This is a genomic window from Saccharothrix deserti (assembly GCF_009769385.1).
Classification (GTDB): domain Bacteria; phylum Actinomycetota; class Actinomycetes; order Mycobacteriales; family Pseudonocardiaceae; genus Actinosynnema; species Actinosynnema deserti.
In genome coordinates, this window is the sequence record NZ_ML775959.1 from 215,203 (window position 1) to 237,141 (window position 21,939).

General features: G+C 72.1%; 14 protein-coding genes. 9 read left to right on the forward strand and 5 right to left on the reverse strand.

The features are described from left to right. Positions 1 to 21 precede the first annotated feature (21 nt). Positions 22 to 1,470 (reverse strand): aldehyde dehydrogenase family protein, encoded by a 1,449-nt coding sequence (locus FM051_RS00815; protein ID WP_158839558.1) that lies wholly within the window; start codon positions 1,468 to 1,470, stop codon positions 22 to 24. A 108-nt stretch (positions 1,471 to 1,578) separates the two neighbouring features. Between FM051_RS00815 and FM051_RS00820 the strand changes: the two genes are divergently transcribed. The 3 genes from FM051_RS00820 to FM051_RS00830 all read left to right on the forward strand — a co-directional run bounded on the left by FM051_RS00820 (position 1,579) and on the right by FM051_RS00830 (position 6,771). Then, on the forward strand, positions 1,579 to 2,019 hold the full coding sequence (locus FM051_RS00820) for a MarR family winged helix-turn-helix transcriptional regulator (RefSeq protein ID WP_238412023.1): 441 nt from the start codon (positions 1,579 to 1,581) through the stop codon (positions 2,017 to 2,019). Between the two features lie 161 nt (positions 2,020 to 2,180). Next, a complete protein-coding gene (locus FM051_RS00825) occupies positions 2,181 to 6,065 on the forward strand; it encodes a hypothetical protein (RefSeq protein ID WP_158839560.1) in 3,885 nt (1,294 codons plus the stop codon). Next, on the forward strand, positions 6,055 to 6,771 hold the full coding sequence (locus FM051_RS00830; RefSeq protein ID WP_158839562.1) for a HEAT repeat domain-containing protein: 717 nt from the start codon (positions 6,055 to 6,057) through the stop codon (positions 6,769 to 6,771). The genes FM051_RS00825 and FM051_RS00830 overlap by 11 nt, the downstream gene beginning before the upstream one ends. Before the next feature lie 50 nt (positions 6,772 to 6,821). On the opposite strand, the gene FM051_RS00835 is transcribed toward FM051_RS00830, so the two are convergent. Together FM051_RS00835 and FM051_RS00840 are read right to left on the reverse strand one after the other, a co-directional pair. Continuing rightward, on the reverse strand, positions 6,822 to 8,039 hold the full coding sequence (locus tag FM051_RS00835) for a glycoside hydrolase family 3 N-terminal domain-containing protein (RefSeq protein ID WP_158839564.1): 1,218 nt from the start codon (positions 8,037 to 8,039) through the stop codon (positions 6,822 to 6,824). Positions 8,040 to 8,171: 132 nt separating this feature from the next. Next, positions 8,172 to 8,438 (reverse strand): hypothetical protein, encoded by a 267-nt coding sequence (locus tag FM051_RS00840; protein WP_158839566.1) that lies wholly within the window; start codon positions 8,436 to 8,438, stop codon positions 8,172 to 8,174. Positions 8,439 to 8,512: 74 nt separating this feature from the next. Here FM051_RS00840 and FM051_RS00845 point away from each other — a divergent pair, with 74 nt between their 5' ends. Further along, the gene (locus FM051_RS00845) at positions 8,513 to 8,746 is read left to right on the forward strand and encodes a golvesin C-terminal-like domain-containing protein (protein ID WP_158839568.1); all 234 of its coding nucleotides are present in this window, start codon (positions 8,513 to 8,515) and stop codon (positions 8,744 to 8,746) included. A 184-nt stretch (positions 8,747 to 8,930) separates the two neighbouring features. Then, the gene (locus tag FM051_RS00850) at positions 8,931 to 11,666 is read left to right on the forward strand and encodes an AfsR/SARP family transcriptional regulator (protein ID WP_158839569.1); all 2,736 of its coding nucleotides are present in this window, start codon (positions 8,931 to 8,933) and stop codon (positions 11,664 to 11,666) included. A gap of 146 nt (positions 11,667 to 11,812) precedes the next feature. Here the strand turns inward: FM051_RS00850 and FM051_RS00855 are convergent, their stop codons facing one another. Then, positions 11,813 to 12,619 (reverse strand): AAC(3) family N-acetyltransferase, encoded by an 807-nt coding sequence (locus FM051_RS00855; protein WP_158839571.1) that lies wholly within the window; start codon positions 12,617 to 12,619, stop codon positions 11,813 to 11,815. Between the two features lie 389 nt (positions 12,620 to 13,008). Between FM051_RS00855 and FM051_RS00860 the strand changes: the two genes are divergently transcribed. From FM051_RS00860 to FM051_RS00875, 4 genes are all read left to right on the forward strand, one after another. Continuing rightward, positions 13,009 to 14,577 carry an FAD-dependent monooxygenase gene (locus tag FM051_RS00860; RefSeq protein ID WP_158839573.1) on the forward strand — a complete coding sequence of 523 codons (1,569 nt, stop codon included), beginning with the start codon at positions 13,009 to 13,011 and terminating at the stop codon, positions 14,575 to 14,577. A gap of 598 nt (positions 14,578 to 15,175) precedes the next feature. After that, a complete protein-coding gene (locus tag FM051_RS00865; RefSeq protein ID WP_158839575.1) occupies positions 15,176 to 15,400 on the forward strand; it encodes a hypothetical protein in 225 nt (74 codons plus the stop codon). 30 nt (positions 15,401 to 15,430) lie between these two features. After that, positions 15,431 to 17,233, forward strand: a complete 1,803-nt coding sequence (locus FM051_RS00870) for a thiamine pyrophosphate-binding protein (protein WP_158839577.1) — start codon at positions 15,431 to 15,433, stop codon at positions 17,231 to 17,233. A 37-nt stretch (positions 17,234 to 17,270) separates the two neighbouring features. Further along, entirely contained in the window at positions 17,271 to 18,920 is a 1,650-nt protein-coding gene (locus tag FM051_RS00875; RefSeq protein ID WP_158839579.1) for a flavin monoamine oxidase family protein, read from the forward strand. A gap of 79 nt (positions 18,921 to 18,999) precedes the next feature. Here FM051_RS00875 and FM051_RS00880 read toward each other — a convergent pair whose 3' ends face one another. Beyond that, positions 19,000 to 21,924 (reverse strand): glycoside hydrolase family 2 TIM barrel-domain containing protein, encoded by a 2,925-nt coding sequence (locus FM051_RS00880; protein WP_158839581.1) that lies wholly within the window; start codon positions 21,922 to 21,924, stop codon positions 19,000 to 19,002. Positions 21,925 to 21,939: the final 15 nt, after the last annotated feature.

A 21,939-nucleotide genomic window follows, 5' to 3' on the forward strand; every position in this document is an offset into this window, starting at 1 on the left:
CGGGCCTCCCAATCGGGGGATTCAGTCGAGCGAGATGACGACGGACTTGACCCTGGTGTACGAGTCGAGCCCTTCGGGGCCGAACTCGCGGCCGGAGCCGGAGCTCTTCACCCCGCCGAACGGGACGGCCGGGTCGAGCATCGCCCAGTCGTTGACCCACACGACCCCGGCCTGCAACCGGTCCGCGACCCGGTGCGCGCGGGCCATGTTCGTCGTCGCGATCCCGGCGGCCAGGCCGTACGGGGTGCTGTTCGCGAGCTCGACGGCCTCGTCCTCGGAGTCGAACGGCTGCACCGTGAGGACCGGGCCGAAGACCTCCTCCTGCACGACCCGCGAGTCGTTCGGCAGGTCGGCGACGACGGTGGGCTGGTAGTAGTAGCCGCCGCCCAGGTCGAGGCGCTGACCGCCGCAGACGACGCGACCGCCTTCCTGCCGGGCGAGCGCGACGTACTCCTCCACCTTCTTCAGGTGCCGGTCGGCGTTCATCGGTCCGACGATGGTCGCGGGGTCGCGCGGGTCGCCCACCGGGACTCCGGGGACGGCGTTGGCGAGGATCTCCACGACCGTGTCGTACAGCGGCCGGGCGACCAGCAGCCGGGGGCCGGCCATGCAGAACTGGCCGGTGTTGAACACGAATCCCTTGATGACCGCGCCGATGGCCTTGTCGAGGTCGGCGTCCTCGAAGACGATGTGCGGCCCGTTGCCGCCGAGTTCCATCGTGACCGACTTCAGCGCCTCGCCCGCGACGCTCGCGGCGTGCCTGCCGATGGCGGTGGAACCGGTGAAGGCGATCTTGTCCACGCCGGGGTGGCGCAGCAGCGCTTCGCCCGCCACGGACCCGGTGCCGGTCACCACGTTGACCACGCCGTCGGGCACACCGGCCTGCTGGAACAGCGTGGCCATGAACAGCGCGCTCAGCGGCGTGTCGTCGGCGGGCTTGTGGATCACCACGTTGCCCGCGGCCAGCGCGGGCGCGATCTTCGAGCTGGACAGGATCAGCGGGAAGTTGAACGGCGTGATGGCGGCGACCACGCCGAGCGGCTCACGGCGGGTGTAGGCGAAGGTGTTGAGCGGGGTCTTGCGGGTGGTGCCGTCGATGCCCTGCGCCAGCCCCGCGTAGAACTCGTACTCCTCGACGGCGGTCGCCACGTCGACCGCCCGGCACAGCGTCACCGGCTTGCCGACGTCGAGGCTCTCCAGGCGGACCAGCTCGTCGGCGTTCTCGCGGATGAGCTCGGCGATCCGGATCAGCACGCGGGCCCGTTCCCGTCCGCTGAGGGCGGCCCAGGGGCCGAACGCCTCGCGTGCCGCGGTCACCGCCGCGTCGATGTCGGCAGGGCCGCCGTCGGCGACCGTGCCGATCACACTGCCCGAGGACGGGTCCAGGACGTCGATCCGGCCGCCGGAGGCCGCGTCCCGCCACTGTCCACCGATGAAGAGCAGGCCGTCGTCGATGCGCGTGCTGCTCATGGCCACCGTCCGTCCGTAATCGACAGGAAACCTGATTGCGGAAGTATTAACATCAGCAGGTTTCCTGTCAATGGCCTAATGTGCTCCGTGACCCGAGGGGGAGTGGAGATGACCATGACGGCCGAAGAGGGCCACCACGCGGCCTCGTTGCTGTACGCCGTCAAGAGGGTGGAGCTGGTGGTGCGCTCGCACCTGGATGAGCTGCTCCGCCCTTCGGGCATCACGGTGGCGCAGTACACGGCGCTGACCGTGCTCGAACGGCACGACGGCCTGCCCGCCGCGCGCCTGGCACGGGACTCGTTCGTGACCGCGCAGTCGATGGCGGACATGGTGTACGCACTGGAGAAGCGCGGCCTGATCATGCGGGAACGCAACCCGGCCAACCGCCGCGAGCTGCTGATCCACCTGACCGACGAGGGCCGGAAACTGCTCGCCGACCAGGCCGAGGCGGTGGCGGCGCTGGAACGCCGCATGACCAGCGAGCTGTCGCCGCGCCAGGTGGACCAGTTCCGAGCCCTGCTGACCGACGCCTGGCGCGCCCTGTCGTAACCGAGCGGGGTGGACCGCGGGGGCGGGATCGACTGCCCTTTCGGACGTTCACCCGGCGCTGATCGAAGAGGCCTCCGGAGGGGCAGGCTCTACGTCGGACTACTCGACGTGGGGGAGGCCGGTATGCGCGCACGTGACCGGCGGGCGTCCGGCGTCGCGGGATGACGCACGCCAGGGAGCCCGAGTCCGCCGCGGACGCCCCGGTCGAGGCGAAGCGCAGGCGGGTGGAGCCGGGTGGCAACCCGGCCGTTCTGCTGCGCCTGCAACGCGGTGCGGGCAACGCCGCGGTGACCGGACTGGTCCGCCGCCAGTCCGGACCCCGCCCCGTCGCACTGCCGAAGCCGCGCGGCACGCAGAGCACGGTCACCACCACCGCGACCACCGACATCACCGAACCCCAGCCCGCCTCCGACCCGCCGGTCCCCGAACCCGCCACGGCCGCGCCCACACTCGACAACGGCGGCGGCCCCGCCGACGCCCCCGCCGAACCGCCGGCCCCCGGACTGGGCGACGAGGAACTGGCCACCCTCGACCAGCCCGCCGGCCCAGCCGTGCAGCCGGTGTCCGACGACCCGCCCGCCGGTCCGGTCATCCAGACCGTGCCGGGTGAGGCGGCTGCCGATCCGGTTGTTCAGAGGGTCCCGGATGGGGATGCGGCCGGCGGTCCGGTCGTTCAGACCGCGTCCGGCGACCAGGCGGACGCCGCCCAGGCCGATGTCGCCGCCACCGCCCAGGCGGAGGTGGACTCGATCGGCGCGGACGCCGGTCCTGAGCCGGAAGCAGGCGGTGGGGGTGGCGGGGGCGGCGTGATCGAGGAACAGCCGCCACCGCCGCCACCGAACGTCGCCGCCGCACCGCCCGAACAGGCCATGGCGCAGCTCGGTTCGTTGCGGCCCGGCCAGATGCTCGCCACCGTCGCCACCGTCGAGGCGGCTGCCAGTGGTGCGGTCGCACGAGAGCAGGGCAAGCTGGCCGCCGCACCGCCCCAGCACACACCACTGGCCGCCACGACGACCGTCGCCACGCCGGCGTCCGCCCTCGTGCCCGGCGCGGCCACCCACACGGCCAAGGTCGACCGGGTGCCCGAGAAGTCCGCACACCCCCTGCCCGCACCGAAACCCGTCCCCGCCGCCGGCCCACCCGCGACCGGCCGCGTGCCCGCACCGGCACTGCCCGTCACACCCCAGGACGGCCTGAACGAAGCAGCCGCACGCGACCTGTCCACGTCCCTGGACCGGCTGCCGGCCCGCGACCCCGGCACCGTGGTCCCCACCGCACCCGCGCCGCACGTGCCGCTGACCGGCGAAGCCGACCCCGGCCAGGTCGCCGCGCAGCAGGCACGGCTCGCCCAGGGCACCGCCCAAGCGCAGGCCGAAGGCGGACGGGACGCCGCCGAGCCGCTCGGCGAGGACGCCGTCCACCCCACCACGCCCGTCGAGACGATGAGCGCCGACGTGCCCACCGCACCGACCGCCGAACCCGCACCCGCACCGGCCGAGGCGGAGGGCGTCGACGAAGCCGTGTCGGCGGTCGCCGAAGAGCAGCAGGGACCACAACTGCGCGCCGCCGCGGCATCGGCTTCCAGCGCCATGGCCGGCGAACGGCGGCGGCACGCCGAGCAGGAGACCGCGCAACGCCGGCAGTCGGCCGACCAGATCGCCGGGCTGGAACGCGAGCACGCCGAAGCCGAGCAAGCCGAACGGTCCGGCGTCCGCGCCGAAGTCGCCGCGCAACGGGCGCAGTGGCGGTCCGAGCAGCACACCATGGTCACCGGCGCGCACGCCGAGGCGCAGAACGTCGTCGGCACGGCAGGCGAGACCATCGAGAACGAGCGGCAGCGCGCGGACACCGAAGCCGCCGCCCACCACCAGCAGGGCCAACAGGAGGCGGCCGAGGCGCGGCGCGAGGGCGAGCAGGAGGCCGCCCGGCACCGGGGCGAGGCGCGGCAGGAGAGCGGTGGCGGCGGGTTCTTCGGCTGGATCGCGTCACGGGCGCAGGCCCTGTTCGACCGGGTCAAGCAGGGCATCACGGCGGCGTTCGAGAAGGCGCGCCAGGCCGTGCGCGCGGCGGTCGAGAAGGCGCAGCAACTCGCCACGGCCGTGATCGAACGCGCCCGCCAGGTGGCCGTCGCCGCGATCCGCCTGGCGGGTAGCGCTCTGACCGCGATCGGCGACCGGCTGCTGGCCGGGTTCCCGGCGCTGCGCGACCGGTTCCGCAACGCCGTCCAGGCGCGCGTGCGGCAGGCCGAGGCGGCGGTGAACCGGCTGGCCGAGGGCCTCAAGTCGGGCGTGCGGGCGGCCCTGGGGCTGCTGGGACGCGGGCTGTCCGCGCTGCTGTCCGGACTGGAAGCCGGGTTGAAGGCGGCCGTGGACGGTGTCGCGGCGACCGTGCGCGGCGCGATCAACGCGGCCAGGTCGGCGCTGCAGGCGCTGGGCGCGTTCATGGCGATCGCACGCGACGTCGCGGCGAACCCCGGCGCGTGGCTGCGCAACCTCGGCGCGGCCGTCATGGACGGCATCCGCAACCACCTGTGGGTGGCGCTGAAGGCCGCGGTCCAGCAGTGGTTCAACGACAAGGTCGAGCAGGTCCTCGGCCTGGGTCGCACGGTGTGGAATCTGCTGACGCGCGGCGGGATCTCGTTGGCGCGCATCGGGCAGATGGCGTGGGAGGGCATCAAGCAGGCCATCCCGGCCGCGCTGATCGCGATCCTGATCGAGAAGCTCGCGTCGATGATCATCCCGGCGGCGGGCGCGGTCCTCGCGATCATCCAGGGTCTCCGGGCGGCGTGGGGCGCGGTGAGCCGGGTCCTGGCGGCCATCGACCGGTTCATCGCCTTCCTGCGCGCGGTCAAGAGCGGCAACGGCGGCCAGGCGTTCGCGACCGCCGTTGCGGCGGCGGCCGTCACGGTCGTCGACTTCGTCTCGAACTGGCTGCTGGCCCGCATCGCCCGCGGCGCGAGCCGGATCGGCAACCGGATCCGCGCCATCGCCCAACGCATCGGCGCCGCCCTGCGCCGCGTGGCGACCCGCGTCGGCGGCGCCGTCCGCCGCCTGGGGCAACGCATCGGCAACCGCGTCCGCGGCCTGCGCGACCGCTTCCAAGCCGGACGCGACCGCCGCCGCGGCATCAGCCCGGAGGAACGCCGCCGTCGCGACGCCGCCGACAAGCAGCGCCGCCTGGACGCCGCTCGCACCGCGGTGCACAACGCCCTGCAACGCGGCATCTCCGGGCTGCGCCTGCGCGCATTGCTCGCGTTCCTCAAGATCCGCCACCGCCTGCGGGAACTGCGTGTCGAGGACCAGGGGCGCAACCGCGCGCGGATCGTCGGCGCGGTCAACCCGTCGTTCGAGGAGCACGCCGAGAAGACCGAAGTCGTGCCGCCCGACTCACCGGAACGCAGCCGCAAGGCGGTGCAGTCGTTCTGGCGCTCGATGAGCTTGGCGGAGCTGAAGAACATCGCCGCCGGGCGCGGGTTCAGCGTCAAGGTCTCCAAGGGACGCGCCACCGGCGAACCCGGACTGTCCGACCGGGCCGTCTACGCCACCCACCACATCCAGAAGGACAAGACCCAGCCCGACCCCGCCAAGTACGACTACGCGGTGCTGGTCGAGTTCCAGCTGGAAGAGGGCGCGATGGCGGACCTGATGCACGGTCCGAACGCGATGATCGCCAAGGTCACCGCCGATCAGCTCAGCCTGCGCGGCCAGGGGCAGATCGTCCAGAAGACGGTCCGGGGCAGGCTGCGGGACGTCTTCGTCTTCCACGACAAGCCCGCGCACCTGCCCAAGGAGCTGCCGATCCACGAGAAAGGGCAGCGCAACGCGCTGGTGTACAAGATCGAGCGAGTGCGCGGCCAGGCGAACGAGGAGGCGGAGAACTACCTCGTGCTGTCGGTCCGCGCGGACGATCCCGACGCGCTGGTCCACCAGCTCAATGCCAGGATCGTGCGGGTCCTGGTGACCGGTGGCGTCGCCGGCCAGGTGACCTCGGGCCTGGTCCAGGGGCTGCTCGGCGGGGCCGGAGGCGGGAGCGGAAGTGGAACCTGACTGCGCGGCGCTGATCACCGCGGCGCTGGCGGACCGGCAGTCACGCGAACGCCCGCGCGGTCGCCCGTGGCTCGCGGTGGAGGACGACCTGCGCCGCCTGCCGGCGCACTGCGGCCAAGCGCTGCTGGCGCACGCCCGTCGCCTGATCGACACGCTGCCCACGTCCGACGAGGGCGAACTGGCCGTCGTCCTGTCCGCCGCGGGCTCCCGCGACGACGACCCCGGGGCTTTGAAGGCGTTGCTGCGGGACGCCATCGGCAGCCCGCACACGGTCCTCAAGGAGAACTACGCGAACATGCTCGACGACGTGTTCGGCAGCATCGACGCGGTCGAGCCCCTGGACCTGGCCCTGCACGACCCCGACCGGCCGGATCTGGTCACCGTGCTGGAGGCGTTGGCGTCGCTGGGCGCCGGGTCGTCCGCCCCGGCCGCCCGCCGGTACGTCGCCTCCGCCGACCCGGCGCTGCGGAGCACCGCGATCGGGTTCCTGTACAGCTACGACACCCCGGACGCGGCCCCGTACTTCCTGGCCCGCTTGCCCGACGAGACGGACCCCGACCTCGTGCGGACCCTCGTGGACGGCCTCGTGGCGTGGAACCACGTCGAGGCGGTCCCGTTGCTGGCCCGCATGAGCGCCGCCACCGACGACCCGGACATCCGGGAGGTGTTCACCCGGGCACTGCGCGACCTGACCGAGGCCCGGTGACCGTGCCGCGGGTGGCCGGTCCGTCCACTGTGGACAAGGTGTCGGGAGGGTCAGCAGACGTCCTTGGCGGCGAGCACCCGGCGCAGGGCTTGGTCGGCGCGTGCGGCGGGGAGTTCACCGCTCGACACCGCGCGTTCCAGGCGGTCGAGCACTTCGGTCACCCGGCCGCCCGACGACCACAGTGCGATGTCCGCCCCGGCCGCCAGTGCGCCCACCACGGCGTCCGGCAGGTCGAACCGGTCGGTCACCGCGCGCATCGCGCCCAGGTCGTCCGTCATCGCCGGGCCGTCGAACGCGTACTCGCCGCGCAACAGCGAGTACGCCGCCGGGCTGAGGCTCGCCGGCTGCCCCCCGGTCAGCCCCGGAACGTCGATGTGGCCCAGCATCACCACTGCCTCGCCGTACCGCGCGATGTTCTGGTAGGGCACGAGATCGTGGCCGCGCAACTCGTCCAACCCCGGTGACCGCACGGCGCCCAAGTGCGAGTCGCCGGTGGTGTTGCCGTGGCCGGGGAAGTGCTTGATCACCGGTGTCACACCCGCGTCGTGCAGTCCTTGCGCGAACGCGGTCGCGTAGTCGGCGGCCACCTTCGGGTCGGGGCTGAACGACCGGTCGCCGATCACCGTGCGGTCCGCACCGCCGCTGGTGTCGACCACCGGCGCGAGGTCGGTCGTCACGCCCCTGGCCCGCATCGCCTCGCCGCGCTGCCGGGCGACCTCCCGCACCTGGTCGGGTGACATGGCTCGGGCCATGGCCCGAGCGCTGGGCAAGTTGCCGTCCAGTGCTTCCAGCCGCTGGACCCGCCCGCCCTCGTCGTCGATCGCGACGGACAGCGGCACGGTCGCGGCGGCGCGCACCGGCTCCAACGCCCCGCCGGACAGCAGGCCGACGTCGTCACCGCCGATGAAGATGCCGCCTGCCTGCTCATTCCGCACGATCCCCAGCGCCTCGTCGGCACTGCGCGGGTCGACCCCGACCATGACCAGTTGGGCGAGCCTCGCCCGGGGCGACAGCGCGGCGATCGTGCCCGCACAGGGGTCCGTCCGCGTGGTCTGGGTGGTCGGCGTGGTCCCCGATCCGGACGCCTGCGATCCCGACGAATCCGATCCGGACGACTGCGAGTCGGATGACTGCGTGCCGGACGACTGGGGGCCGGAAGCGTGCGGTGCGGGCGCGGCCGTGGGCTGGGCGGTGCCATCCAGGCTCACGGTGTGCGCGCACGCGGCGAGCACCGCGCCTGCTGCTACGGAGAGTAGCCGTATCGACATGCGGAACTTTCGCGTGCGCTTCACCGCGCCACGCGTTCGCCGTCAGTCACCACAACCATCCCGCCCATCGTGCGGCCGTTTGGCCGATACCGCAACCGAGACGACGGGTCGATGCGCGATTTACGGCCGGCGTCACAGTCCGCCGACGAAACGGTAGCGGCTCGCACACGCCACGTGCTCGACGGGGCTCGACGGGGCTCGACCGGTCTCGCGGTGGCTCCGGTGGCGATCGTCAGTTCCGGGTCTTGGCCAGCAGTTCGGTGTCCTCGGGGTACCCGCCAGGTCGACGATGACGTCCCAGCCCTCGGGCGGGGCGCCGGAGCCGGACCGGCGGGACATGTCGGTGCGGCCGGGCGTGGCGTCCGATCCGTCGGCGGCGGTGGTGAACCGGACCAGCACGACCGACAGGTTGTCGGCGCGGAACGCGTCGGCGAGTTCGACGGCGCGGGCGATGACGTCTTGGGCGGTGTGGGGTGCGGCGGGGCTCGGTCTGGTACCGGGTGGCGGCGGGCCAGGCGTCCAACGCCTCCTTCGTGATCCGTCACGCCGAAGGCCAGACGACGGTCGAGGTGGATCAGCGGTCCGGCGGTGGGCGATGGGTGCGGCTCGGTGAGTTCGGGTTCTCCGGTGGTGGCGGAGGCACGGTCGAACTGTCGGACGCCGCCGACGGATACGTCGTCGCCGACGCGGTGCGCATCATCGCGTAACCCGATCCGGTGATCCGACTGGCACGCACCGGCGAATCGGACTGCGTCGGCCCAGCTCACCTCCGTGAAGCCGCAATCGTGCGGATTGGCACTGGTCCGCCCGGCGGGGACTCGTCGCGCGGAAACCCGTGGAGGTCCCGCGGGCTGCCCGCCGTAGACTCCCATGCCTGGATCGAGGAGGGGCATGGCGACTGAGTTCCGGGTGCTCGGCCCCCTGGAAGTCAGCCACGACGGCCGCCGAGTGCCGCTGCCCGCGGGCAAGGCGCGCGTCCTGCTGGCCGCGCTGCTGTTGCGGGCCAACCAGGTCGTCCCGGTGGACGAGCTCGTGGAACGCCTGTGGGACGAGCCGCAGGGCGACCCGGCCAGGCTGAAGGCGACGTTGCACATGGCCGTCACCAGGCTGCGGCAGTCGCTGGACGAGGCGAACGTCGTCCGCACCGCACCCGGCGGGTACGTCGCCGACGTGCGCCCGGACGCCCTGGACCTGCACCGGTTCCGGGCGTTGGCGGGGGAACGGCGGTTCGCGGAGGCGCTCGAACTGTGGCGCGGCGAGCCGCTGTCGGACGTCCGTTCCGACGTCCTGCACCGCGAGGAGGTCGCGCCGCTGCTGGAGGAGCGCCTGACCGTGGTCGAGCAGCGGATCGACGCCGACCTGGCCGCCGGGCGCGCGCCGGAACTGGTCGCCCAACTGCGCTCGCTGACCCGCCGGCACCCGTTGCGGGAGCGGTTCTGGGGTCAGCTCGTGCTCGCGCTGTACCGGTCGGACCAGCAGGCGGAGGCGCTCGCGGCCTACCGGTCGGTGAGCGGGCTGCTGGCCGAGGAGCTGGGCGTGGATCCCGGTCCGCGGCTCCAGGAGCTGCACCAGCGGATCCTCGCCGGCAACCTGGACTCGGCGACGCCGGTGCCCGTGCCGGTGCCGCGGCAGATCCCCGGCCACATGCCCCTGTTCGTCGGGCGCGCGGACGAGCTGCGCCGCTTGGAGGAGGGGATCGACGAGGGCGCGGTCGTCATCTCCGCCATCGGCGGCGCCGCCGGCATGGGCAAGACCGCGTTGGCGGTGCGCTGGGCGCACCAGGTGGCCGCGCGGTTCCCGGACGGCCAGCTCTACGTCGACCTGCGCGGGTTCGGCCCGACCGGGGCGCCGGTGGAGCCGGACGAGGCGATCCGCGGGTTCCTCGACGCGCTGGGCGTCGCGCCGGAGCGGGTCCCGTCGACGGCGGAAGCGCGGGTCGGGCTGTACCGCAGCGTGCTGGCGGACCGCAAGGTGTTGGTGCTGCTGGACAACGCGCGCGACAGCGACCAGGTGCGCCCGCTGCTGCCCGGCAAGCCGGGGTGCCTGGCCGTGGTCACCAGCCGTGACGCGCTCACGGGTCTGGTCGCCCAGGAGGGCGCGAGGCCGCTGACCCTCGGGGTGCTCGACGACGCCGAGGCCGAGGAACTGCTGCGCCGGCGGCTCGGCGCGGAGCGGGTCGCCGCCGAACCGGAGGCCGTCGAGGAGCTGATCGCGCACTGCGCCGGGTTGCCGTTGGCGTTGTCGGTGGTGGGCGCGCGTGCCGCCGTGCACCCGGGCTTCCCGCTGCGGGTGTTCGCCGGTGAGCTGGCCGACGAGCGGACGCGCCTGGAAGCGTTGGACACCGGTGAGCCGTCCACCAGTGTCCGGGCGGTCTTCTCCTGGTCCTACGACCGGCTCAGCCCCGCCGCCGCGCGGATGTTCGGCCTGCTCGGGGCGCATCCCGGTCCCGAGGTGTCGGTGCACGCGGCGGCGAGCACGGCGGCCGTGCCGGTCGGCGTGGCCCGCTCGGTCCTCGGTGAGCTGAGCCGGGCGCACCTGCTCGTGGAGCACGCGTCGGGGCGGTTCTCGTTCCACGACCTGCTCCACGCGTACGCCCGCGACGTGGCGGCGGAGATGGACCAGGACGAGGTGCGCCTGGCCGTCCAGCGCCTGCTCGACCACTACCTGCACACCGCGCGGGCCGGCCACCGCGTGATCTACCCGCAGCGCGACCTGCCGCTCGGCGAGCCCGTGCCCGATGTCGTGGTGACCGCGTTGGGGGACCGCGCGAAGGCGCTGGCCTGGTTCGCCCTCGAACGGTCGGCGCTGTTCGCGATGATCGGGCACGCGGCCGATCTCGGGTTCCTCGGCCACGCCTGGCAGATCCCCCAGTCGATCACGGTGTTCTGCCGGGCGCGCGGGTACTGGCTGGAGGCCACGCGGGACGCGTCGACCGCCGGGCTGGGGCTCCCCGACCAGACCGACGTGACCTCGGCCGATCGCGCGTCCCTGATCACCCTCGACCTGGATCGCGCCGGGTTCCACCTCCGGCGGGCGCTGCCCCTGGTGGAGGACCGGCGGGGCCGGGCGGCGATCCACCGCAACCTCGCCGCGCTGGACGAGTCCACGGGCCGCAACCGCGAGGCGTTGCGCCACCTGACGCGGGCCCTGGACGAACTGGAGCCGTTGGGCGTGAGCCTCGACTACGCGGTGGCGTCGAACTCGGTGGGCTGGCTGCACACCCTCCTGGGCGAACCCCGCCTCGCGCTCGGGCACTGCGAGCGGGCTCTGGCGCTGGTCCGCGAGTTGGGCGACGTGTTCGGAGAGGCCGCCACCCTGGACAGCCTCGGCCTCATCCACCACCACCTGGGGAACCTCGACGAAGCCGTGCACCACTACCGGTCCGCCCTCCCGCTGTACCGCGCGGTCGGCGAGCGGTACGAGGAAGCGGCCACCCTGGACCGCCTGGGCGACACCCACCAGGCGGCGAACGACCTCCGCGAGGCGCACCAGGCGTGGACGCGGGCGGTTGCGGTCCTCGACGACCTGGGAAATCCCGACGCGGCTCGGGTGCGGGCGAAACTGCGCCGCAACGAGGCGCCGGCCGAGCACGTCGGTGGACGGCCCGGCCTGCTGCCGGACCAGTAGCTCCGGTGACGGTGTCCGGCGCAGGACATCGGCTCAGCCCTTGCGCTTGGCGACCACCGCTTCCCGGACGGCAAGGCGAGATGGCCGAGGCCGTGCCGGGACGCGTGGAGCGGCCGTTGGGGCATCGGCACCCGGGACGGGTCGTGTCAGGCCGGGTCGACGTGCCGCCGGCGGGCCGCCAGCCAGACCTCGGCGTACGCGACGGCGTCGGCCAGCGAGAACAGTCGGGTCACCGCCGCGCCCACCCTGCCGTGCCGCACCGGGCGTGCCTCGGAGAAAGCCGCGCCCAGCTCCTCGAAGCCGTCGTCGTCGGGAGAGATGTCGCGGACCGTGGTCCAGCGACGGCCCCGCGGGGTCGTGATCGCGAAGGAGTTGTCGACCTCCGGCGCCTGGATCCGGTACTCGGCCAGGTGGAACGCGGTGCAGGACCCGAAGCCCGCGCCCAGCAGGAGAACCCGCGCCCCCAGCTCTTCCAGCCGGGCGAGCGGACTGCGCTCACCGAGTTGGCAGTCGAGGTCGTGACCGGCCACGACCTCGGCGGCGCGCGGCCCGATCGCCGCGAACGACGTCTGCGGGTGGGCACTGCGGACCGCCCCGGGCCAGTTCCGCACCACCTCGGGTATCACACCGACGCCACGCGTACGTGTGATGCGCGGGTCGTACGGCGGCATCGACGCGCGGATGTCGTCCCACCACGCCTCGGGCACCGGCGGGTACTGCCACCGGGCCGGGTCGGAGTTGTCGCCGGAGTGCGTGGGCACCACCAACGTCCCGTCGTCGCCGAGGGCGTCGAGCAGGGCGAGGACGACGGCCTCGGCCCCGCCGCAGACCCAGCCGAGGGAACTCAGCGAGGAGTGCACGAGAACCGTCTCACCGGGGCGCAGACCCGCCCGGCCGAGTTCGGTGGCGATCGACTCCCGCGTGCACAACGGGCCGGTGGGCGTCTTGGGCATCGGCACATCGTAGGAAGAGGTCCCGTTCCCGTGCCACGTCATTTCGTGCCCGGATCTCGTCCCTCGACCGCCGCCGCGTCGCGATGGGGGACGTCGAGGTCGCCCGGTGGTCGGCCAACCGGTCGGCGGAACCTTCCACTCACCTCGGTTCGGAAACGGGCACTTCGAAGGCCTGTTTTTGTGCGCCGAACGATGAAAGAAGGAAGTACCTATTCCTTCCCACTCTCAACTTATAGCGCACCGGGGGGCTTGCCGCAAGACCCGGGTCGTGCCGCAGAATCCTCGTCCGTGGCCAGAACCTGCGGAAATGGAATAGCGAAAGTGCGTGTGTTGTTGTCGACGACCGGGTCGCGCGGAGATACGACCAAAGACCGCGCGGGGAGGAGCCGGTGACGGACGCCGACGTGATCATCGTGGGCGCGGGCCCGACCGGCCTGATGCTGGCCGGCGAACTGCGCCTGGCCGGAGTGCGACCGCTGGTACTGGAGCGGCAGCCGCAGCACCAAGAAACCCCGAAGGCCAACGGTCTCGGCGGGCAGATCCTGGAACTGCTGCGCTACCGAGGCCTGCTGGACCGGTTCGAAGCAGCCAGTACCGGCCCCACCCACCCTGCTCCCCGATACCCGTTCGGCAGCGTGCACATGGACTTCTCGCAGCTGGCGGATCCCCCGCTGCGGGGGCTGGCGCTTCCGCAACCGCGACTCGAACGCCTGCTCGGCGAACACGCCCGCGAACTCGGCGCCGACATCCGCCGCGGGCAGGAGATGGTCGGGGTCGGCCAGGACGACGCCACGGTGACCGCGGACGTGCGCGGCCCGGACGGGCCCTACCGGGTGACCGCCCGATACCTGGTGGGCTGCGACGGCGCGCACAGCAGGGTCCGCGACAGGGCGGGCATCCCGTTCCCCGGCACCACCTATCCAGAGGTCAACCGGCTCGGCCAGGTCACCTTGCCCGATTCGGTGACCCGGCTCGACAACGGCGACCTCGACGTCCCCGGGCTGGGCAGGATCCGCGCGGGTCTCTTCACCCGGACAGACCGCGGTGTCTTCGGGCTCGGGTGGCTCACCCCCGAGGTTGTGCTCGTCCAGACCACCGAAGACGAGCCCACCGAAACCGACAACGACGCGCCGCTGACCCTGACCGAGCTCCAGGACAGCATCCGCCGCGTGCTCGGCGCGGACCTACCCCTGGGAGAACCGATTCGGCTGTCGCGCTACCAGTTCCAGGCTCGGCAGGCCGAAAGATATCGCGACGGGCGGATCCTGCTGGCCGGCGATGCGGCTCACCTGTTCCCCGCCACGGGCGTGGGCCTCAACGCCGGCATGCTCGACACGGTCAACCTCGCCTGGAAGCTGGCCGCCGACATCCACGGCTGGGCGCCGGCCGGCCTGCTGGACACGTACCACCACGAACGCCACTTCGCCGGCGCACGGACACTGCTCCACACCCAGGCTCAGGTGGCACTGCGGCGCGGAGACGACCCAGCCGCCGAAGCGCTTCGGGAAATCTTCCTGGAACTGCTCGTCGACGAGCAGCCGTTGCGCCGCATGGGAGCCCTTGTCGCCGGCACCGACATCCGCTACCCGATGCCCAACCCCAACGGACACGCCTTGACCGGCACCTTCGCACCCGACCTCACCCTGCACACCGACCAGGGCACGACCAGCGTCGCGGAACTCATGCACACCGCACGGCCCATCCTCCTCGACCTAGCCGACCGCCCGGACCTCCGCGAGATCGCCCGGGACTGGCGGCACCGCGTCGACATCCACACCGCGAAAACCGATCACCGACCAGCCGACGCCCTCCTGATCCGCCCGGACGCCCACATCGCCTGGGCCGCAACCATCGACGAACCCGCCGACACCGCCGTGGACGCGCTGCGAGAAGCGCTCTCCGGCTGGTTCGGCACACCCCTGAAAACGACGGTGCCCGTCACCGATCGGCCCTCCTGACCGGCCGACCGGCCGACCGGACATCGGGCCAGATCGGTCACGGTCGTTTCGGTGCACACCGGGATTCGTCGGAGTTGGCTCAGGTTTCGGTGGTCAGGATCGCGGTCAAGACCTGTAGCGCGCGCCCGCCGGTGTCGTCAACGACATCGCGGGCGCGTTCCGCCTGGCGACCGACCTCGGCCTCGATCCGGTGGTGCACCTGCCCCGACCCGACGGCACCACGGTCGCCTTGCCCCGCAACCCGATCAACCTCTCCGCCGCGCCTGCCCGCACCTGCCGTCGACGCGAGCGAATGAAACCGGTCGCACGGGGGTGCGCGTCACCCCGGCAGGTGAGAGGAGAGGGCTGCGCAGGGGGAGAAGCGCTGCACGGCGTAACGGTTTTCGGGATTGTGTTCGGGCTGTCACCACTATTCGGTGGTCAATCGCGCGCATCCTTGTCACCCCGGTCCGGGGTGGCCACGATGAGAGTGCGGGGCGTCGACCGCGAATGGTGCGGGTGAAGGGGCATCCGCGCGATTTCGATCGCGATCCACCCGCGCGCCGCACACCTTCTTCTGCTCGCCAACGCCCCCTTTTCCGATCACCGGGGATGCGACATGACCGACGGCAGGCGGTTCGACCCGCCCGGGCACATGACCGACTTCGACCACATCGCGGACCAGCGCGAACACCGGGCCCGCTCGGCGGCCGTCGTGCGGGCGGACGGCACCACCGTGCCGCTGTCCGTGCCGAACGACTTCGTGACACCCACCGGCGGCGGCTACTTCTTCACGCCGTCCACCACCGCGCCGCGCACCGTGCTGGGCGCGGCCGAATCCTGACCGAACACCGCGAACAGGGGAGAAGACTTCGTGACGACCACGAAATCACCCGAACAACGAGACGTGGAGACGGTGGTGGCGGCCGGACTCGGCCGTGACGTCATCTTCGAGTACCTGCGCAACGCGGGTGTGGACCAGCTGTTCGGCGTGCCCGGGACGAACGAGGTGCCGATCATCGACGGCACCGACGTGAAGTCCAACCTGATCTCGTACGTGCCGTGCCTGCACGAGAACATCGCGCTCGGCGCGGCGATGGGGTACGCCCGGCTCACCGGCCGGCCGGGCGTGGTCGAGCTGCACGTCACCCCCGGTGTCGGGCACGCCATCGGCAACCTCTACAACGCGGCCAAGTCGCACATCCCGGTGGTGGTGCTGTGCGGCCAGCAGCACAGCGACCTGCTGTTCCAGGAGCCGCTGCTGGCGTCCGACCTGGTCCGCACCGCCGAGCAGCACACCAAGTGGTCCTACGAGGTGCGCGGCCCCGACGAGATCGGCCCGGCGATGCAACGTGCGCTCAAGGTCGCCCTCGCGCCGCCGCAGGGGCCGGTGTTCCTGTCGATCCCGTGGGAGTTCACCGTCCAACCCGCCCGCGACGAGGGGCAGGGCCGGGTCACGCGCATCGCGCCCGGTTTCATCGGCGACCCGACCGAGGTGGAGAGGGCCGCCCGGATCCTCTCCGGCGCGCCCGATCCGGTCATCGTCGTCGGCGACGGGGTGGGCGCGGCCGACGCGTGGGCCGAGGTGTCCGCGTTGGCGGACAAGCTCGTCAACCCGCGCATCTACAGCGAGCCGTTGAGCAGCTTCATGAACTACGACACCGCCGACAGCCGCTGGCGGGGCGAGCTGCCCGCGTTCCAGGAGAAGATGCGGCAGGTGTTCGAGGGCGCCGGTGTGGCGTTCCTGTGCGGGTTCAACGCCCAGGCGCAACTCGTGGTGTTCAACTGGGCGCGCGGCCAGCTCATCCCGCCGGACGTGCCGCTGGTCTACCTGCACAACGACCCGTGGCAGCTGGGCAAGAACTTCTACGGCGAGGCCGCGATCCTCGGCGACATCAAGGCGACCCTGCCGCGGATCACCGCCCTCATGCCGGATCCGCCGGCTCCGGACGGCTCGCGCGCCTCGGACGACGCCACCCGGAAGCGGGACCGGGAGCGCCGCGCCGCCGTCGTCGCCAAGGCCGCGTCCCTGAGCACGGACGGCCGGATACCCGGCGAAGCGGTCGCCGTGGCGCTGCGCGAGGTGCAGGACAAGGGCCTCGCACCCAACCTCACCCTCGTCAACGAGGCCGTGTCGGACTCCGGGGCGTTCCAGAAGCACCTCCGGTTCGACACGCCGACCAGCTACTTCGTCGGCCAGGGCGGATCGCTCGGCTACTCGATGCCCGCCGCGCTCGGCACCGCGCTCGCGGACGGCGACCGCACGGTCGTCAACGTCGTCGGCGACGGGTCCGCCCTGTTCTACCCGCAGTGCTGGTGGACCGCGGACAAGCTGGACCTCGCGATCCTGTTCGTGGTGCTGAACAACCAGGCGTACAAGACGCTGATCATCGGCCTCGAGGAGGTCGAGCGCTCGTACGGCTGGTACCCGACCGGACCGGCGGGCTACCTCCGGCTCCCGCCGCCACCGGACCTCGACTTCGTGCAGCTGGCCGCCGGGTACGGGATCACGGGCGAGCACGTCACCGTCGCCGCCGAACTCGAAGCCGCGCTCACCCGCGGGCTCGAACACGTGCGCGGCAACCGCCGGTCGTACGTGATCGAGGTGGCGACCACCGCCGACGTGCCGTCGCCCGAAGCCCGGACCTGGTTCGACGAAGTCGTCGTCGTGCCCTGATCCCGCAACCCCTGATCCCGTAGCGAGGAGACGCACCATGACCGAATCAGTGGACTACGCGATCGTCGGGGGAGGGGTCTCCGGCCTGTACACCGCGTGGCGGCTGCTGGACGACGACGCCAACCGGACGGTGGTCGTGCTCGAAGCCTCCGACCGGGTCGGCGGACGCCTGCTGACCTGGAACCCGGCGGGCGAGGACGGCGGCCTGCGCGCCGAACTGGGCGGTATGCGGTTCTTCCCGCAGCAGGAAATGGTCACCGCGCTGATCGACCGGATCGGCCTGGCGGACCAGCGGATCCCGTTCTACACCAACGGTCCGGGCCTGATCTGGAGCCTGCGAGGCAACCGCTGCGCCGCGGGCGACACCGAAGCCGCGGGGAGCCGGTACGCGCTGGAGGACGACGAACGGGGCAAATCGCCCGCCGACCTGGTGAACGACGTCATCGACGCGGTGCTGAAGGACAACGGCGTGTTCGAGGTGCCCACGACCCGCAAGGGCTGGGACGAGCTGAAGCCGAAGCTCGCCTACCGGGGCCGTCCGCTGTGGACGGTCGGCTACTGGAACCTGCTGTACGACAAGCTGTCCCCCGAGGCTTACCAGTACATCGTGGACGCCTTCGGGTACTACACGACGTCGCTGAACTGGAACGCGGCCGAGGCGTTCCAGGCCCTGTCGCTCGACTTCACCACCGACCCGGCGTACGAGACGCTGGCCAGGGGCTTCGACCAGATCCCGCGCACGCTCGCGGACGGGGTCCGCGGCCTGGGAGGCGACCGCGCCATCCGCACGGACACCACCGTGCGGGGCATCGAGGCGCAGTCGGACGGCTCGGTGCTGCTCAGGTGCGGCCCGGCCGGCGACGTGCACGCCACGAACGTGGTGCTCTGCCTGCCCCGGCGTTCGCTGGAACTGCTCGACCCCAGCGAGAGCTTCGACCTGCACACCGACCTCCGGCTGCGCGACCTGGTGTCGTCGGTGCGCCCCTACCCGGCGTTCAAGCTGTTCCTGCTGCACGAACAGCGCTGGTGGGAGCAGTACGGCTGGAACGGCGAGCGGATCGAGCACGGCCGCTCGGTCACCGACATGCCGATCCGGCAGACCTACTACCTGCGGCCCGACGCGTGCGAGCACGGGGCGTGCCCGGAGTACGGCCTGGTGATGGCCTCCTACGACGACTCGACCGCGGTCGACTTCTGGCGCGGCCTCGAACAGACCGACCGCGAGGTGGCCAGGAACGACGAGGGGGTGGCCGCCAAGATGGCCGAGGTGTTCGCCACCTTCACCGGGCTCGGCCTCGACTCGGCGGAGGTCCCGCCGTTCGACCCGCCGCCGGTGCTGCACGAGGCCCCGGAGGCGATGATCGACCACGCCCGGCGGCAGCTCGCGCGGCTGCACGGGATCACCGTCGAGCAGGTGCCGCAGCCGCTGTTCGGCGCCTACGCCGACTGGAGCCTCGACCCGTTCGGCGGCGGCTGGAACTTCTGGGAACCGCAGGTCAACCCGCAGGAGGTGATGCCGGCCGTGCGGCACCCGTTGCCGCGGGCCAACGTCTACATCGCGGGTGAGGCGTACTCGGGCGTCCAGGGTTGGGTCGAGGGCGCGCTGACGACCGCGGAGAAGGTCCTCCAGGACGGTTTCAAGCTGGAGGTCCCCGACTGGCTGAAGAACGTCTACCTGGGCTGGTAGCCGAACCCGCTGATCGTCGGTGTCGCCACGCGAGGGCGGCGGCACCGACGATCGGCCATGTCAGGGCCGGGCAACGCCGTCACACCGTTGACGGCTCGTCCGGCGAAACCGGGTGGAGCGTCACGGTGAACGTGACGGGCTCGGCGTCGAGCCGGTACCGGGGGAGCACTCCGGGACCACAGGCGGCGCTGCCGATGCCCTGCTGGGCGTGGTCGAGGTTGACGTGGACCAGGTCGTCCGGCACCAGATCCGTGGTGTGCGTCGCCGCGTCGAGGGCCTCGCTGGTCCACCGGCGGGCGGTGAACTCGACCGTGGGTCGACCGGTGAACCGCAGTCCGGCGCCGGCGGCGTCCAGGAGGGTCGCCCAGCGCACTTCGGTGCGGTTGCCGTTCTCCTGCGGGAAGACGTAAGGCGTCTGCAGCTCGTCGACGCCGCGGTGGAACCTGCCTACCCTCGCCGCCAGTCTGGTGTCGGCGTACGCCTCGCCGGGGCCGAGCCCGAACCACGTGACGCGGTCCAACTCGGGGGGCACCGCCATCCGCAGTCCCAACCGCGGCAGCGGACAGGGCCAGTTGCCCTCGGGTTCCACCTCCACGGTCAGCCGCAACCCGTCACCCTCCGCGGCCCACCGGTACGTCGTGGCGATGCCGAGGTCGGTGGCCGCGGGCGCGACCCTGGTGCGCACCACCAGATCGGTTCCCTCGACGCTCACGTCGTCGATGCGGTGCGTCACCCGGTGCAGACCGATGTCACGCCAGACGTCACCCAACGAGCGGGTGCCGTCGAAGCCCGCGCCGCGGAGGTCGTTGTCCGTCGGCGCACGCCACACGTCCAGGCGGGGGCCGACGACGGCGAGCCCGCCCAACGCGGTCAGCCGGCCGTCCGCGTCGAACGTGCCCGGACCGAGCGTGACGAGGTCGACCGAGTGGGTGACCTCGACCGGGGCGGGCACCAGCACCGGCGGGCCCGCCCGCGCCACCAGCACCTGTCCCCAGGCGACTTCGTGCCCGGCCGGCGCCCAGGGCTGGTCGGCGGCGAGCACGGCGCTCACCGTCAGCCACAGCTCACCGGTGTCCGGCGGTGTGGGCCGGATCGATCCGGGCAGCGCGACCTGGACGGTCTCACCGGCCGGGACCGGGGGCACGTCCAGCCGTCCCGACGCGACGGTGACGCCGTCGTGCTGGAGCAGCCAGGAGAACGCCAGGTGCGAGGTGTCGACGAAGTCGTACCGGTTGCCGATCGTCACCGCGTCCGCCGCCGGCACGATCCGGACGGGCTCGATCACCTTGCCGAACTCGGTCAGGCCGGGCGACGGCACCCGGTCGGGGAACACCAGACCGTCGATGACGAAGTTGCCGTCGTGCAGTTCCTCACCGAAATCACCGCCGTAGGCGAAGAACTCCCGCCCGTCCGCGGTCCGCTGCCGGATGCCGTGGTCCAGCCATTCCCAGATGAAGCCGCCCTGGCACCGCGGGTAGGTCTCGAACAACTCCTGGTACTCGGCCAGGCCACCCGGCCCGTTGCCCATCGCGTGCCCGTACTCGCACAGGATGAACGGCATCGAACGCCGCCTGGCGTCCAGGTCCGGGTCGTCCTCCGCGTCCGGGTGCGTCGGCTCGGCGCGCATCCCGATCGCCTCCACCTCGGCGTGCGAGGCGTACATCCGGCTGAACACGTCGACGTACCGGCACGCCTGGTCGCCTTCGTAGTGGATGGGCCGGCCCGGGTCCCGCTCACGTGCCCAGTCGGCCATCGCGGCCAGGTTCTCGCCGGTGTGGCTCTCGTTGCCCAGCGACCACATGATGATGCTCGGGTGGTTCTTGTCCCGTTCCACCATCCGCCGCATCCGGTCCAGGAAGGCGCCCCTCCACTGGAGGTCGTCACTGGGGTTGGCCCGCCAGTCCACCTCGCCGAACCCGTGCGTCTCCAGGTCGCACTCGTCGACCACCCACAGGCCCAGCTCGTCGCACAGGTCGAGGAAGGCGGGGTGCGGCGGGTAGTGGCTGGTGCGCACCGCGTTGACGTTGTGCCGCTTCATCAGCTCCAGGTCGCGCCGCATGTCCTCGACCGGCACGACCCGGCCGAGATCCGGGTGGAACTCGTGCCGGTTCACGCCGCGCAGCAGGATCGGCCGGCCGTTCACCCGCACCTGACCGTCCACGATCGACACGGTGCGGAAACCGATGCGCAACGGCACGCGTTCACCGGGGGTGATCAGCTCGCCGTCGTACAGGCGGGGTGATTCCGCGGTCCACGGCTCGACGTCCGCGGTGTGCTCCTGTGTCGCCGGACCGTCGATCGCGAGCTCGGGAACCGAGATCCGCGCGTCTTCGGCACTCGTCTCGACGCGGAGCGCGCCCCGGCCGGTGGTGTGGTCGTAGTCGGCGTGCACGAAGAAGTCCCGCACGCCGTCCACCGGTCGGGCGATCAGGCTGACCTCCCGGAAGATCCCCGGCAGCCACCACATGTCCTGGTCTTCCAGGTAGCTCCCGGACGACCACTGGTGCACGCGCACGACCAGCACGTTGCGGCCGGGCCGCAGCCGGTCGCCGACCTCGAACTCGGTCGGCAGCCGGCTGCCCTTGCCGTGGCCGAGCGGCCGGCCGTTCAACCAGACCTTGAAGCAGGAGTCCACCCCTTCGAAGCGCAACGACGCGGGTCCGGCCGGCCAGTCGGCGGGCAGGTCGAACTCGCGGCGGTGGTCACCCGTCGGGTTCTCGGTCGGCACGTGCGGCGGGTCGACGGGGAAGGGGAACCTGTCGTTCGTGTACGCCGGGAGGCCGTGCCCGTGCATGGGCCAGGACGACGGCACCGGCAGTTCCGCCCACGACGTGTCGTCGAAGTCGACCGCCTCGAAGCCGTCGGCGACGTCCGCGCGCGGCAGCAGGCGGAACCGCCAGGTCCCCACCAACGACAGCGACGCCGCGTCCGAGTCGAACGCGGCACGCGGCCGGCAGCGCCCGGCGCCGGGCGCGAAGTCCACGTAATACGGTAAGGCGGTCATCCACGACATCCCTTC

What these genes read in the sequence shown, in the direction of transcription:
- FM051_RS00815 (WP_158839558.1), bottom strand. Translation starts at nt 1,470, where the DNA reads ATGAGCAGCACGCGCATCGACGACGGCCTGCTCTTCATCGGTGGACAG.
- FM051_RS00820 (WP_238412023.1), top strand. Translation starts at nt 1,579, where the DNA reads ATGACCATGACGGCCGAAGAGGGCCACCACGCGGCCTCGTTGCTGTAC.
- FM051_RS00825 (WP_158839560.1), top strand. Translation starts at nt 2,181, where the DNA reads ATGACGCACGCCAGGGAGCCCGAGTCCGCCGCGGACGCCCCGGTCGAG.
- FM051_RS00835 (WP_158839564.1), bottom strand. Translation starts at nt 8,039, where the DNA reads ATGTCGATACGGCTACTCTCCGTAGCAGCAGGCGCGGTGCTCGCCGCG.
- FM051_RS00850 (WP_158839569.1), top strand. Translation starts at nt 8,931, where the DNA reads ATGGCGACTGAGTTCCGGGTGCTCGGCCCCCTGGAAGTCAGCCACGAC.
- FM051_RS00855 (WP_158839571.1), bottom strand. Translation starts at nt 12,619, where the DNA reads ATGCCCAAGACGCCCACCGGCCCGTTGTGCACGCGGGAGTCGATCGCC.
- FM051_RS00865 (WP_158839575.1), top strand. Translation starts at nt 15,176, where the DNA reads ATGACCGACGGCAGGCGGTTCGACCCGCCCGGGCACATGACCGACTTC.
- FM051_RS00875 (WP_158839579.1), top strand. Translation starts at nt 17,271, where the DNA reads ATGACCGAATCAGTGGACTACGCGATCGTCGGGGGAGGGGTCTCCGGC.
- FM051_RS00880 (WP_158839581.1), bottom strand. Translation starts at nt 21,924, where the DNA reads ATGACCGCCTTACCGTATTACGTGGACTTCGCGCCCGGCGCCGGGCGC.